General features: G+C 62.0%; 12 protein-coding genes. 3 read left to right on the forward strand and 9 right to left on the reverse strand.

From position 1 onward, the window contains the following. Positions 1–11: 11 nt before the first annotated feature. From AC1MDC_RS13795 to xylA, 4 genes are all read right to left on the reverse strand, one after another. Positions 12–1,148, reverse strand: a complete 1,137-nt coding sequence (locus AC1MDC_RS13795; protein WP_085700361.1) for a sugar ABC transporter permease — start codon at positions 1,146–1,148, stop codon at positions 12–14. Continuing rightward, positions 1,149–2,705 carry a D-xylose ABC transporter ATP-binding protein gene (gene xylG / locus AC1MDC_RS13800; RefSeq protein WP_480393160.1) on the reverse strand — a complete coding sequence of 519 codons (1,557 nt, stop codon included), beginning with the start codon at positions 2,703–2,705 and terminating at the stop codon, positions 1,149–1,151. It abuts the gene before it with no gap. 74 nt (positions 2,706–2,779) lie between these two features. Next, a complete protein-coding gene (gene xylF, locus AC1MDC_RS13805) occupies positions 2,780–3,781 on the reverse strand; it encodes a D-xylose ABC transporter substrate-binding protein (RefSeq protein ID WP_085700359.1) in 1,002 nt (333 codons plus the stop codon). Positions 3,782–3,923: 142 nt separating this feature from the next. Beyond that, a complete protein-coding gene (gene xylA / locus AC1MDC_RS13810) occupies positions 3,924–5,240 on the reverse strand; it encodes a xylose isomerase (RefSeq protein ID WP_480393161.1) in 1,317 nt (438 codons plus the stop codon). Between the two features lie 206 nt (positions 5,241–5,446). Here xylA and AC1MDC_RS13815 point away from each other — a divergent pair, with 206 nt between their 5' ends. Beyond that, positions 5,447–6,622, forward strand: coding sequence for a XylR family transcriptional regulator (locus AC1MDC_RS13815; RefSeq protein WP_480393162.1), 1,176 nt, complete (start codon positions 5,447–5,449; stop codon positions 6,620–6,622). A gap of 8 nt (positions 6,623–6,630) precedes the next feature. Here the strand turns inward: AC1MDC_RS13815 and AC1MDC_RS13820 are convergent, their stop codons facing one another. The 5 genes from AC1MDC_RS13820 to AC1MDC_RS13840 all read right to left on the reverse strand — a co-directional run bounded on the left by AC1MDC_RS13820 (position 6,631) and on the right by AC1MDC_RS13840 (position 13,139). Next, positions 6,631–7,893, reverse strand: coding sequence for an NAD(P)/FAD-dependent oxidoreductase (locus AC1MDC_RS13820; RefSeq protein WP_480393163.1), 1,263 nt, complete (start codon positions 7,891–7,893; stop codon positions 6,631–6,633). Then, positions 7,883–9,475, reverse strand: coding sequence for an aldehyde dehydrogenase (NADP(+)) (locus AC1MDC_RS13825; RefSeq protein WP_480393164.1), 1,593 nt, complete (start codon positions 9,473–9,475; stop codon positions 7,883–7,885). The genes AC1MDC_RS13820 and AC1MDC_RS13825 overlap by 11 nt, the downstream gene beginning before the upstream one ends. Before the next feature lie 80 nt (positions 9,476–9,555). Continuing rightward, on the reverse strand, positions 9,556–10,503 hold the full coding sequence (locus AC1MDC_RS13830) for a dihydrodipicolinate synthase family protein (RefSeq protein WP_085703714.1): 948 nt from the start codon (positions 10,501–10,503) through the stop codon (positions 9,556–9,558). A gap of 55 nt (positions 10,504–10,558) precedes the next feature. Then, positions 10,559–11,485 carry a 4-hydroxyproline epimerase gene (locus tag AC1MDC_RS13835; protein ID WP_085700353.1) on the reverse strand — a complete coding sequence of 309 codons (927 nt, stop codon included), beginning with the start codon at positions 11,483–11,485 and terminating at the stop codon, positions 10,559–10,561. A 22-nt stretch (positions 11,486–11,507) separates the two neighbouring features. Continuing rightward, entirely contained in the window at positions 11,508–13,139 is a 1,632-nt protein-coding gene (locus AC1MDC_RS13840; protein WP_480393165.1) for an APC family permease, read from the reverse strand. 224 nt (positions 13,140–13,363) lie between these two features. Here AC1MDC_RS13840 and AC1MDC_RS13845 point away from each other — a divergent pair, with 224 nt between their 5' ends. Together AC1MDC_RS13845 and AC1MDC_RS13850 are read left to right on the forward strand one after the other, a co-directional pair. After that, positions 13,364–14,134, forward strand: coding sequence for a PAS domain-containing protein (locus AC1MDC_RS13845; protein ID WP_480393166.1), 771 nt, complete (start codon positions 13,364–13,366; stop codon positions 14,132–14,134). Between the two features lie 58 nt (positions 14,135–14,192). Beyond that, on the forward strand, positions 14,193–14,474 hold the full coding sequence (locus tag AC1MDC_RS13850) for a hypothetical protein (RefSeq protein WP_480393167.1): 282 nt from the start codon (positions 14,193–14,195) through the stop codon (positions 14,472–14,474). Positions 14,475–14,519: the final 45 nt, after the last annotated feature.

Here is a 14,519-nt window from a genome sequence, read left to right on the forward strand (position 1 = left end):
TTAAAACCCGCTCACCGCCGACCGGTCCGCGTACTCACATCCACCCAGACAGCCAACACCAGAATGCTGCCCTTGACGATCATCTGCCAGTAACTGTCGACGTCGAGCATGGACATGCCGTTGTCCAGGCTGGTGATGACCAGCGCGCCGAGAAGGGCGCCGTAGACTGTGCCGGAACCGCCGCGCATCGAGGTGCCACCGATGAAGCAGGCGGCGATGGCGTCGAGTTCGCCCATGCTGCCGGCCGAGGGCGAGCCGGCGGCCAGGCGCGCGGTGTTGACCACGCCGGCGAGGGCGCACATTACCCCCATGATCCCGAAAATCCACAGCTTCACGGCCTGCACATTGATACCGGACAGGCGCGTCGCTTCCATGTTGCTGCCCACCGAATAGACGCGTCGGCCGAACACGGTCTGGCTGGTCACGTAGCTGAATCCGCCCAGCAGGATCAGCAAAAGCAGGACCGGCACGGGAATGCCGTCGTAGCTGTTGAGGGTCTGGACGAAACCGGCCAGCACCGCGCCGATCAACAACACGCGTGCCACGTCACGCACTAATGAGTGTGCCGCGAGGCCGTGAAGGGCGCGATTGCGCCGTTGTTTCCAGGTCAGGAACAGCGTCAGTGCGAACAGCAGGACACCCAGACCGGCGCCGATCGTATGTGGCAGATAACCCTGGCCAATGTAGACGAGTTCCGGCGACACCGGCGCAATGGTCGTGCCTCCGGTGATCCCCAGCAAGATGCCCCGGAAAGCCAGCATGCCCCCCAGCCCGACGATGAACGACGGAATGCGCAGGTACGCCGCCATGTAGCCGTTGGCGAGGCCGATCAGCAGCCCGCACACCACCACAAGGCTCAGGTTCGCCAGCAGCGGTATGTGATAGACAACATCAAGAATGGCTGCCACGCCGCCGAGCAGGCCCAGCAATGAGCCGACCGACAGATCGATCTCGCCGCTGATGATGACCAGTACCATGCCGCAGGCGAGAATCCCGGTAATCGACATCTGGCGCAGCAGGTTGGAGAGGTTGCGGGGTGTCAGGAATCCGCCCTCGGTCTGCCAGCTGAAGAACAGCCAGATCAACGCCACGGCAAACACCAGTGCGAGCATCTTGTAGCGGGTGAAGAGTTGTTTGACCTGATTCATTTACGCGGATTTCCGATCTTTATTGTTATGGCTGTCGGGCTGGCTGAGCGCCGCGGCGAGCACCTGTTCCTGAGTGAGTTCATGGTTGATGAAATCGCCCTGCAACCGGCCTTCGCCGATCACCAGTACGCGGTCGGAAACACCGAGCACTTCGGCCAGCTCCGAAGACACCATGATGATCGACACGCCTTCGGCGGCCAGCATCCCCATCAACTTGTAGATCTCGTATTTGGCGCCGACATCCACCCCTCGGGTCGGCTCATCGAGGATCAGAACCCTGGGCCGGGTCAGCAGCATCTTCGCCAGCACGGCTTTTTGTTGATTGCCCCCGGACAGGCTGGTGATCGGCAGGAACGGGCTCGCGGTCTTGAGGTGCAGGCGCGAAATTTCCCGATCAATGCTGCCCAGTTCGGCTTCGGCGTCGATGCGGGTCAGTTTCGAGAAACTGTCCAGCACGGCCAGGGTGATGTTCTGGCCAACCCCCAGATCGGGAATGATCCCCTGACGCTTGCGGTCTTCGGGCACCAGGCACACGCCGGCGCGGATTGATTTGAGCGGTGTGCGGGTGTCTATGGGTTGACCGTCCAGCCAGACCTCGCCTTCGTGGCGACCGGGGTAGGCACCGAACAGCGCGGTCACAAGCTCCGTGCGACCGGCGCCGACCAACCCGGCGATGCCGAGGATTTCCCCGCGTCTGAGGCTGAACGAAATGTCGTCGACCCGTTTGCGTTTGGGGTTGTCGACGTCGTAGCAGGTGATGTGGCGCGCCTCGAAAATCACCTCGCCGATGTCGTGTGGTTCGGTGGGGTAGAGGTTGCTCATTTCCCGGCCGACCATCTGGGTGATGATCTGGGGAATATCCATGTCTTCCATGGCGGTCGTGGCGATGTGTTTACCGTCGCGGATCACCGAAATGGTGTCACACACAGCGGCCACCTCATCGAGCTTGTGGGAGATGTAGACGCAGGCGACGCCCTTGGCCTTGAGGTCGCGGATGATGTCCAGCAATACCTCGATTTCCGAACGGGTCAGGGCCGAAGAAGGCTCGTCGAGGATCAGCAGCCGTGCCTGCTTGTTCAGGGCCTTGGCGATTTCCACCAGTTGCTGATAACCGCCACCGTACTGCGAAACCGGCAGCGACACGTTCATGTCCGGCACTTTCAGTTCACGCATCAGGGCTTCGGCGCGGTGGATCATCGCCGGGTAGTTCATCCGTCCACCCGGCAGCGTCAGCTCATGGCCCATGAAAATGTTTTCGGCCACCGAGAGGTCGGGAACCAGCGTCAGTTCCTGGTGAATGATGACGATGCCGGCGGCTTCCGTTTCGCTGATCGATTGCGCCTTGAGCGGCTGACCGTCCCACAGGATTTCACCGTCCCAGGTGCCGTGGGGATAGACCGCCGACAGGATTTTCATCAGCGTGGACTTGCCGGCACCGTTCTCGCCGCACAGCCCGACGCATTCACCCGGCCTGACCTTGAGGTCGATGCCGTTGAGCGCTTTGACACCGCCGAAGGTTTTGACGATGCCGTTCATTTGCAACAGAAAGTCGGACATGGCAGAGACTCACAAGCGGCAGATACAGGACTGAACCCGCAGGCGCAGAACGCCTGCGGGGCATTACTCAAATGTCACTGTCCGGCGATCTGCGCCTTGGTGTAGAAGCCGTCCTGTTCCAGCAGATCGATGTTGTCCTTGGTCAACGGAGTCGGGGTGAGCAGGATGGTGTCGACTTTTTTGCTGCCGTTGTCGTACTGCGAGCTGTAGGCGGGTTTCTCGTTGCGCGCCAGTTGCACCGAGAGTTTGGCGGCTTCGGAGGCAATCAGTTTCAGCGGTTTGTAAACCGTCATGGTTTGAGTACCGGAGATCACTCGCTTGACCGCTGCCAGGTCCGCGTCCTGCCCGGAGATCGGCACCTTGCCGGCCAGTTGCTGAGCGGCCAGGGCCTGAATGGCACCGCCGGCCGTGGCGTCGTTGGAGGCGACGATACCGTCGATTTTGTTATCGTTGCGGGTCAGGGCGTTTTCAACAATGCTCAGCGCCTCGGTAGGGTTCCATTCCTTCACCCATTGCTGGCCGACGATTTTGATGTCGCCCTTGTCGATGGCCGGTTGCAGCACTTTCATCTGACCTTCACGCAGGACTTTCGCGTTGTTGTCGGTGGGCGCACCGCCCAGCAGGAAGTAATTGCCCTTGGGCGCCGCGTGCAGCACACCGCTGGCCTGCATTTCGCCGACCTTTTCGTTATCGAAGGAGATGTAGGCGTCGATATCGGCGTTGAGTATCAGGCGGTCATAGGACACGACCTTGATCCCGGCCTTCTTCGCTTCGGCCACCGCATTGGTCAGCACGGTGGCGTTGAACGGCACGATGACGATGACATCGACGCCACGGGAAATGAGGTTTTCGATTTGCGAAATCTGCTTTTGCTCGTTGGCATCGGCCGACTGCACGAAGACCTTGGCGTCCATTTTTTCCGCCGCTGCGACGAAGTAATCCCGGTCACGGGACCAGCGTTCCAGCCGCAGGTCATCGATGGAGAAGCCGATTTTCGGGTGGGCAGCGTCGGCCATAACCGGCAGCGAAAGCAACGCCAGGGCGCCGGCAAACAGCGTGCGTTTTACGTTCTTCATGGTGGTGCGTCCTTTTATTTTTGTTTGAAAGACACGGCCTGACGATGAATATCGGGCTGGTGGAACTGTAGAGAATCAGCAGACACAACGGACTACAGATTTGTCGCGCAAATGTCACAGCGCCCGAAGTCCTCGTGGGCGATCAGCGATAGATGAAACGATTGACGACGTTTTCAAGCATTTCCTGCCTACCGCTGACGGCCTGCGGGTTCAGTTCGTTGGCGAAGGCGTGCTCGGCCAGTGACTGGAGATTGAACTCACCCGCCAGCACCGACTGGCCGAATGGCTGCTGCCAGCCGGCATAGCGTTGGTCCTTGAGCCGCTGAAGCTGATCGTTCTGGACCATGGCGGCGGCTCGCTCGAGCGACTGGGCGAGGACGTCCATGGCGCCGACGTGACCGTGAAACAGATCGACTTCGTCGAGGCTCTGGCGGCGCACCTTGGAGTCGAAGTTGAACCCGCCGTTGCCGAACCCGCCGGCCTTGAGGATTTCATAGGTGACCAGGGTCATTTCCTCGACGCTGTTGGGGAATTGATCGGTGTCCCAGCCGTTTTGCGGGTCGCCCCGGTTGGCGTCGATGCTGCCGAAAATCCCCAGCGAGACGGCCGTCGCCACCTCGTGATGAAAACTGTGGCCGGCCAGGGTCGCGTGGTTGGCCTCGATGTTGACCTTGATTTCCTTTTCCAGACCGAACTGCTGGAGAAAACCGAACACCGTGGCGCTGTCGTAATCGTATTGGTGTTTGGTCGGCTCCTGCGGTTTGGGTTCGATCAGCAGGTCGCCTTTGAAACCGATCTTGTACTTGTGCTCGACCACCATGCGCATGAAGCGACCCAGTTGTTCGCGCTCGCGCTTCAAGTCGGTGTTGAGCAGGGTTTCATAGCCTTCGCGACCGCCCCACAACACATAGTTGGAGCCCTTGAGGCGTTGAGTCGCGTTCATGGCGCTGAAGACCTGGGCAGCGGCGCAAGCGAACACTTCAGGATCCGGGTTGCTGGCGGCGCCGGCGGCAAAGCGCGGATTGCTGAAGCAGTTGGCGGTGCCCCACAGCAGCTTGATCCCGCTTTCTTCCTGATGGCGTTCCAGGTGATCGATCATCTGTGCGAAGTGGTTGCGGTACTCCTTCAGCGAATTGCCTTCGGGGGCGACATCCGTGTCATGAAAGCAGTAGTAATCGATACCCAGCTTGGAGAAAAACTCGAACGCGGCCTGCGCCTTGCCAATGGCCATTTCCATCGGGTCACCGGCATGTTGCCACGGGCGCTTGAACGTCCCTGCACCGAACACATCGGAGCCCGGCCAGACGAAGGTGTGCCAATAACAGGCAGCCATGCGCAGGTGTTCGCGCATGGGCTTGCCGAGGATGATCTTGTCGGCGTCGTAGTGACGGAAGGCCAGGGGAGAATCGATGGCAGGACCTTCGTAGCGAATCCGGTCGACATCGGGGAAGTACGGCATTGGCAATGTCCTGTTGTTCTTGGTTGTTGTTCTTGGTTGTTGTTGTTGTGGGGGGGCGTGTCCCGATACTAGCAACGGCCCTGTGCCTGCCGATTACGAAAATCACCAACACCGAGTGCGATTTTGCGTATTGAGATTCACCTTCGGCGCGCCTAGTCTGTGCAGACCGCCTCAACGGCAAGAGGCCCGGCACAAGCATAAAAACAATGAAAACCGTACCGCCTGTTCACCGCATCGCCCTGTTGTTCAACGGGAGCAAGATCTATGACCGCGGCATCATCAGCGGCATCGGCAACTACCTGAGCAGCACGCGCGCGTCCTGGGATCTGTTCCTGGAAGAGGACTTTCTCTGCCGCTTGAAAGGCATCGAGCGCTGGCAGGGTGACGGGATCATTGCCGACTTCGACGATCCGCTGATTGGCGAGGCGCTGGCCGACATCAAGTTGCCCGTGGTGGCGGTGGGCGGTTCTTATCAGGATGAGCGGGCCTATCCCAAAGGGATTCCGTACGTCGCGACCGACAATAACGCGTTGATCACGCTGGCTTATGAACACCTGATCGAGGCCGGGCTGCAGCGATTCGCTTGCTTCAGCCTGCCTGAGGCGCAGGCCAATCGATGGGCCCAGGAGCGCGAAAAGGCTTTTCTACGATTGATGCAGCGGGACGGCTTGCACGCCGAGGTCTATCGCGGCATGGGCACCAGCGCGCCGCTGTGGGACAGCGCCGTCGAACAGCTGATCGCCTGGCTGCAAAGCCTGCCCAAACCCATTGGCATCATCGCGGTCAGTGACGCTCGCGCCCGGCAGTTGTTGCAAGCCTGCCTGACCGCCGGCATCGCCGTTCCGGAGCAGGTGGCGTTGATCGGCATCGACAACGACCCGCTCACCCGCAGCCTGACCCGGGTTCCACTGAGTTCGGTGATCCAGGGCACCGAAACCATGGGCCGCACCGCCGCGCAACTGCTGCACCAGATGCTGCACGGCAAGCCGTCAACGGGCGCACATTTCCTGATCCCGCCTGAAGCGATCAACGTGCAGGTGTCGAGCCTGCATCAACCTTTGGGTAACCCCTACGTGATGCAGGCGCTGCTGTTTATCCGTCAATATGCCTGCCAGGGCATCAAGACCGCGCAAGTGGCGGCGTATGTCGGCGTGTCGCGTTCCTCGCTGGAGTCGCACTTTCGCGCGGTGCGCGGTTGCAGCGTGCATGACGAGATTCTGCGTTTCAAACTGGCGGCGGCCACTCGCGGACTGGAAAAGACCGACACGGCAATTGCGGACGTTGCCCGCACGTGCGGTTTCAAGTCCGCGCAGTACCTGCATACGGTGTTTCGCCGAGAGTTCGGTTGTACGCCCCGTGAATATCAGCAGGGCGCCCGATAGACGGCCACTCAAAAGCGATTCAGCCGATAGGGCTCGCTCGACGCAAGAATAGGAGCCGTGTTCTGCGCCGACGGCAAAACCATTCTCCCAACCATTTCCGCCGTCACCGCCGCCTGCGTCAGCCCCAGATGCTGATGCCCAAACGCAAGCAATACCTTGCCGTCACACACACGATCGATCACCGGCAACGAATCCGGCAGCGACGGCCGGAACCCCATCCACGGTGTGGCCGCCTCGACACTCAATTCCTCACGAAACAAGCCCTTGCTCAACCGATGCAACTGCCAGGCGCGGGCCATGGTCGGCGGGGCTTCGAGGCCGGCAAATTCAACGGTGCCGGCCAGGCGCAGCCCGTCGGACATCGGAGTCATGATGAATTTGCGTTCCAGCGAGGTGACGGGGAAGGGCAGCCGGTTGTGTTCGTGAGGCAGCATCAGGTGATAGCCGCGCTCGGTGTCCAGCGGGACTTTTTTGCCGGTCAGTGCGGCGGTGAGTCTGGCCGAGTGGGCGCCGCAGGCGATCAGCACCTGGCGAGCGGACAGCGCGCCGCTTCCGGTCATCAAGTTGACGCCATGCTCGTGCAGTTGCCCGCCCTGAACCGCCTGTTTCACAAACTGCACGCCGAGGGTTTTCGCCGCCTCGACCAACTCATGAACGACGCGGTAAGGATCGATGAAATGCCCGGTGTTCGGAAAAAACAGCCCGCCCTGAATCTGTTCGCTGAGTTGCGGCGCGATCTCGCGTACCGCACCGGCCTGCCACCAATCGACCGGCACCTGTTGCTGTTGCATGCGGCGCTGCAATGCTTCGAGGGTCGGACGTGAGTCGGGGCGTTCGAACACCAGCAGCGAACCTTCCATCTTCAACAGCTCGGGACGCTGAATGTCATTGAGCAAGCGCTGCCAGGCGTCGAGCGAGCTTTCATTGAGCGCGCGCAACCCCGCAACGGTGCGCTGGAACGGCGCCGAGCGCAGGTTCAGCAGCAGCCGCGCAAACCAGGGCAGCGCGCGGGGCAGGTATTTCCAGTCGAGGCGCAGCGGGCCCATCGGATCCATTAGCATGGCCGGCAGGCGTTTGAGGATCGAGCTGTCGGCAATCGGAAACACTTGCTCGGTCGCCAGGTGCCCGGCGTTGCCGAACGAGGCGCCGTGGCCGGGATCCTGCGGGTCGATCACCACCACCCGCAAGCCCTGACGGGCCAGGCGCAAAGCGCTGGCGACGCCGATGATGCCGGCGCCGACCACGGCGATGTCGTGCGGGTTATTCTGCATCTTTCGCGGCTTCCCTTTGGCCATCGAGCAAACGGCGCAGCGACAGTGGATTGGCGTGCTTGAGCGCGGTCGGCAGCAAGCTGTCGGGGAAGTCCTGATAACAGACCGGGCGCAGGAAACGCAGGATCGCTGCTGTACCCACCGACGTGGTGCGCGAATCGGAGGTCGCCGGGAATGGCCCGCCATGCACCATCGCATCGCAGACTTCGACCCCGGTCGGCCAGCCGTTGACCAGCAGCCGTCCGGCCTTGCGCTCCAGGGTCGGGAGCAATGCGCGGGCCTGCTCCAGATCCTCGTCATCCAGGTGCAGCGTGGCGGTCAGCTGACCTTCCAGCTGTTCGAGTAGCTGACGGATTTCAGCGTCGCTGGCGCATTGCACGATCAACGAAGCGGCGCCGAAGGCTTCGGCCTGCAACGAATGATCGGCGAGGAAGTCGGCGGCATCGGTGACGAACACATGGGCCTGGCCCTGATTCGGATCGGTGGCTCGCTGGCCGACCGCGGCAATACGCGCCCGGGCATTTTCCGCGAGGGCATTCACACTGGATTCGTAGGCATTGAAGATCCCCGGCGTCAGCATGGTCTGCGCGGGGCTGCGCTGGATCAGTTCGGCGGTGGCGCCAATGAAGGCGTCCAGCGCCGGCCCCTGGCGGGCGATGACCAGACCGGGATTGGTGCAGAACTGACCGGCACCCAAGGTCAGCGATGCAACAAAACCCTGGGCCAAGGCTGCGGCGCGATTCTGCAGCGCTGCCGGAAACAGCAACACCGGATTGATCGAACTCATTTCCGCATACACCGGAATCGGCTCGGGCCGGGCTTGAGCCGCTTTGATCAGCGCGAGGCCGCCACTGCGCGAACCGGTGAAGCCGACCGCCTTGATCCGTGGATCGCTGACCAGTGCAATCCCGACTTCACGGCCCGAGCCGTACAGCAACGAGAACACACCTTCCGGCAAACCACAGGCCTTGACTGCCCGTGCCACGGCGCGGCCGACCAGTTCGCTGGTGCCGGGATGGGCGCCGTGTGCCTTGACGATCACCGGGCAGCCAGCAGCCAGCGCCGAAGCGGTATCGCCACCGGCCACGGAAAACGCCAGTGGAAAGTTGCTCGCGCCAAACACCGCCACCGGGCCCAAGGGAATCTGCCGCTGACGCAGATCCGAACGCGGCATCGGCTGGCGCTCCGGTTGCGCGTTGTCGACTCGCACATCCAGCCATTCACCGGCCCGCACGGTGCGGGCAAACAGCCGCAGTTGCTGGCAGGTGCGGCCCCGTTCGCCCAGCAGGCGCGGTCGCGGCAGGCCGGTTTCGGCCATGGCGCGGTCGATCAGTTCGTCGCCCAGGGCTTCGATTTCGCTCGCGATGGATTCAATGAATTCGGCCCGTGCCTCGAGCGTTGTCTCGCGATAACGGTCGAGCGCCGCCCAGGCCAGTGCGCAGGCCTGCTCGACATGTTCGGCAGAGCCGCCGGCGTAGGCCGGCTCCAAAGGCGAGTTGGTGGCGGGGTTTATCCCGTGGATGACGTCGCGGTCGCCGGTGAGGGTTTGCTGACCGATCAGCAGTTGGCCCGTCAGGGTCATGGCGCATTCCTTATCAATAGAGCAGGTCACGAATAAGGCCCGCCGCCGTGGTTGGCGGCGGGCTTGAGCGCAGCGGCAGGTCAGGCGAAGTTCTGTTCCGTCGACCAGTTTTCGTACCAGTGACGGAACAGCGTGTACTGCGCTTCTGCGTAACGACGCTGCGAATCGCTGAGCGCATCGGTTTCATTGAAATGCAGGGTGTATTCCTTGTCGCCGTTGAGCACCATCAGGTGTTTGTAATACAGCACCAGATCCGTGCCTTCGTCGAAGGACGACAGTACCGCCAGCGCCGATTCCAGCTCGCGCGCCTGGCGTCGGGCCTTGGCGTCGCCCTTGGCCGCCTGCTTGCTCAGGGCCACCAGTTGCAGCACTTCGCGGGGCAGGGCATTGCCGATGCCGGTGATGGCGCCGGTGGCGTTGCAGTTGACGAAACCGTGCACGACCTGAGTATCGACACCGACCATCAGGGTCACGTCATCGTCCTTGGAAGTGATGTTTTCAGCGGCGTAGCGCAGGTCGGCGCCACCGCCGAATTCCTTGAAGCCGATCAGGTTCGGGTATTCACGGCGCAGTTCGAAGAACAGGTCGGCGCGGGTGGCAAAGCCGTAGTAAGGGCTGTTGTAGATCACTGCCGGCAGGTTCGGTGCGGCTTGCAAAATCGCCGCGAAGTGGGCTTTTTGCGCTGCCGCCGAAGCGCCGCGGGACAGCACTCGAGGAATCACCATCAAACCCTGTGCGCCGACTTTCGCCGCATGGGCGGCGTGGGATACCGCTTCACGGGTGTTGACCGCGCCGGTGCCGACGATGGTCGGAATGCCGGCGGCCACCAGTCGCGCCACGCCTTCCTGACGCTCGGCTTCGGTGAGCAGCGGCCAGTCGCCCATGGAGCCGCAATACACGACCGCGCTCATACCGATGTCGATCAGCTCGCGACCCTTGGCCACCAAGGCATCGAAGTCCGGTTTGCGCGCGGCGGTGCACGGGGTCATCAGGGCGGGCATGCAGCCGGTGAAGATGTTGTCGCTCATTATTGTTCTCCTTGGAACGGTCATTCGGATGGGATTGAAACAACAGCGCAGCGGCTCAGATGCCCCACGCAAACGGATCGGTCTCGTCGATCAGCAATGTGCTGTCGGCAGTCATGTGGGCGCGGCCGGTAATGTAGGGGCGGATGCGCTCGCCTTCCCATTCAAAGCGGCCTTCGAACTGGCTGCCGGTGATGCTCGCTTGCACCCAGCGCTCTCCCGGCGCGAGTTTTTCGTCGGCGGCCAGACACGCCAGTTTGGCGCTGGTGCCGGTGCCGCAAGGAGAGCGGTCGTAGGCTTTGCCGGGGCACATGACGAAGTTGCGGCTGTCGGCCTCGGCGTCATCGGCGAACAGTTCGATGTGATCGATGAGCGCGCCGTCCTCGCCATGGATGCCTTGGTCTTCCAGGGCCTTGAGCATTTTCCAGGTGAGGTCGGTGAGGGTTTCGACGTTGTCCATCGTCAGCGTCTGGCCGTGTTCGGAGACCAGGAAAAACCAGTTGCCGCCGTAGGCCACATCACCGAGGAAGCGCCCGTATCCCGGCACTTCCACCGCCACCTGTTTTTGCGAGCGATAGGCGGGCACGTTGCCGAGCGTCACTGCGCCGTCTTCATGCAACGTTGCGCTGACCGGGCCGACCGGGGTGTCGATCTTGTGCACGCCCGGCGCGATCAGCCCCAGATGTTGCAGCGATGCAACGAGGCCGATGGTGCCGTGGCCGCACATGCCGAGGTAACCGGCGTTGTTGAAGAAGATCACCCCGCAGGTGGCGTCCGGCGACACCGGCTCGCAATACAGCGCGCCCACCAGCACATCGTTGCCGCGCGGTTCCAGCAGGCAGGCGCGGCGCCACTGGTCATGCTGGTTGCGCAGGGCGTCGCGCTTCTCGGCCATGGTGCGGCCGGACAGCTCGGGAAAACCCTTCATCACCAGGCGCGTGGGTTCGCCGCCGGTGTGGGAATCAATGACATGTACTCGTTTCATGGGCAGGTCCCGTTGAGTGATTTCAGTAAGCGCCGGCAGTACGCGGGTTGGCGGCGGAGGCTGAGGACGTCGAAGCGACTTCGCTCTCATCCTCTTCGGACTCCAGACGCAGCAGGTGTGCCGGTACGCCGGTGGCGGCGCCCCAGTAATAGATGCCCATCGCACAGGCCGCGACGACCAGGGTGTCGAACGGATGGGTGAGGATGCCCAGGCCGCCGAAGGTGCCGAGTTTCGACAGGACGATGGTCACGGCGTAGAAGGCGATCAGCCAAGCGGACGAGCGCACTTGTCGGGACAGGCTGAGGTGAGCGGTCGGTACGAAGCGGCCGCAGAGCAGGTAGACGACGAACATCAGAATTTGCAGGCCAAGCAGCCAGGACACAGTGTTCCAGCCCGACCAGTAAACGATCAGCGCAGCGATGATGAACGACACCGGCCCCAGCACGCCCATGCTCTTGACCCGGAACGGGCGCGGCATATCAGGCGCATTGCGACGCAGCGCAGCCACGGACACCGGCGCCACGGCGTAGCTGAGCACCAGCGCGGCGGACACCACGTTGATCAGCGCTTCCCAGGACGGGAACGGCAGGGTCCAGAACACCGACAGGGCGAAGGTCAGCCACAGCGCCGGACGCGGGATGCCGGACTTCGCGTCGATGTGGGTGAACACCTTGAAGAACGTGCCGGTCTGCGCCCAGCCGTAGATCACCCGAGGCGTGGCGTTCATGTAAATGTTGCCGCAGCCGCTGGGGGAGATCACTGCGTCGGCGACCACCAGATACGCCAGCCAGCCCACGCCCAGCGCCAGGGCGATGTCGCGGTACGGCAGGGCGAATTCCTTAGAAACCCCGGCCCAGCCATTGGCGAGCAGCTCGGTCGGGATGCCGCCGAGAAAGGCGGTTTGCAGCAACACGTAGATCGCGGTGGAGAGCAGCACCGACAGGATCAGCGCAATCGGAATGGTGCGCTGGGGATTCTTCACTTCGCTGGCCACCGAGATGATCGGGGTCAGGCCGAGGTAGGCGAAGATCACGCCGCCAGCGGAGACGGCCATCTCGATGCCCGAGAGCCCGAAAGGGGCGAAACCTTGAACCTGAAAATTCTCCGGTTTGAAGAAGGTGAACAGCACGCCGATCACCAGCAGCGGCACGATGAACTTGAACACGCTGACCAGATTGTTGGCCTTGGCAAAGGTTTTTACGCTGCGGTAGTTGAGCAGGAAGAACACGCAGAGCAGGCCGAACTGCACCAGCCAGCCGAGCAGGGTCGGATCACCGCTGCCGGCCTTGGTCAGGCCGGGAAACCACGCCGCCGCATATTGGCGCGAAGCAACCACCTCGATCGCCACCAGACTGGAAAACGCGATCAGCGTAATAAAACCCATCAGGTAACCGAGCAACGGCCCGTGGCTGTAAACCGGGTAACGCACCACACCGCCGGCCCGGGGCAGCGCAGCGCCCAGTTCGCAGTAGACGATGCCCAGCAGCAACACGGCAAACCCGCCCAGCAACCAGGAAAAAATCCCCGCCGGCCCGGCAATCGCCGACACGTGACTGGCCGCGAACAACCAGCCGGAACCGAAGATCGCCCCCAGCCCGATAAAGGTGAGGTCGATCAATGAAAGTTGTTTTTTGAACTTGCCTTGGCCTGACATGGCATCGCCTTCTTGTGAGTTATTGGATAGGCAGGTGTGAAGTCACTGGAACGCCTAAACAGTGAACTCATCAGGCGTCGGGCGATTGATGTTTTGCGCAACTGCGGATGACGAAATCGGCACAGTTGCGAAGAAAGCCCGCGGCGCTCGACACGCCTGAAACGTTGCTGCAATCTGCACGCGAACGCCTCTGCCCGATCCACTCACCGGGGAAAACCGTCACCATGCAGAACGCATTTGCGATCCTGTGCCAGGGCGATGAGCACAATCGTCCGCACACCCTCGAGGCACTGCTGGCGGGGGTGGCACCGCTGTTGCCGATGCTCGACGTGATCCCCAACGCGGCGATCTTCATCAAGGATGTGCAGGCGCGTTACGTCCTGGCCAACCGCACACTGGTGCAGCGCTGCGGCCTGAAAGACCTGAAACCCTTGCTCGGCAAAACCAGTGCGCAGGTATTTCCGGCGCAATTGGGGCCGGGTTACACCGAGCAGGATCGGCGGGTGCTGGAGGAGGGATTCGTGCTGGAGGATCAGCTGGAGCTGCACCTGTACGGCAGTCGCGAACCGGGCTGGTGCCTGACGCACAAGCGTCCGCTGTACAACCGTGACGGCGAGATCATCGGTCTGGCGGGGATTTCGGTGGATCTGCAATCGGCCAGCGAAACCCACCCGGCGTTTCAGCGCCTGGCGGCGGTCGACGAACACATCCGCGCGCATTTCAATCGGCGTGTCACTTTGGGCGAACTGACCCGGATCGCCGGTATTTCGGTGGCGCAACTGGAGCGTTACTGCAAACGGGTGTTCCACCTGACGCCTCGGCAGATGATCCAGAAAGTGCGGCTGGAACAGGCCCATCGGTTGTTGCACACCGACCTGCCGATCACCGAGGTGGCGCTGCAATGCGGTTACACCGATCACAGCGCTTTCACTCGACAATTCAAGGCTTCGACCGGGTTCACACCGCGTCAGTATCGACAGGCGACCACCCAGTGAATACGCGCGCAGCGACTAGACTCAACGGATCGCGGTCGTCTTTCGAGGGGGAAACGGGATGAGCAGAACATTCGCGCTTCACTGCTCGTCGTGGCTCTTGATCGCCTTCAGCGTGATGCTGGCTTCGGGATGCTCGAACAGAACGCACTATCCGCCATCAGGTGTTGGCGACAGCTGTTACGCCAAGGCGTTGCCGACGGTCGGGGAGGGTGGTCTGGCCTGGGGCTCCAGCCTGAACATGGCCCGGCAAAAATCCATGGCCAACTGCATACGTTACGCCGGACGTTCCGGGGGAACGCCGGACACCTGTCAGGTGGTGTTGGCCAAATGCAGGAATTGACGGGGGGCGGGTTTCACGAAGCTCCAACGGGCAGTTCAGCGGCCT

Source organism: Pseudomonas sp. 1 (genome assembly GCF_056626735.1).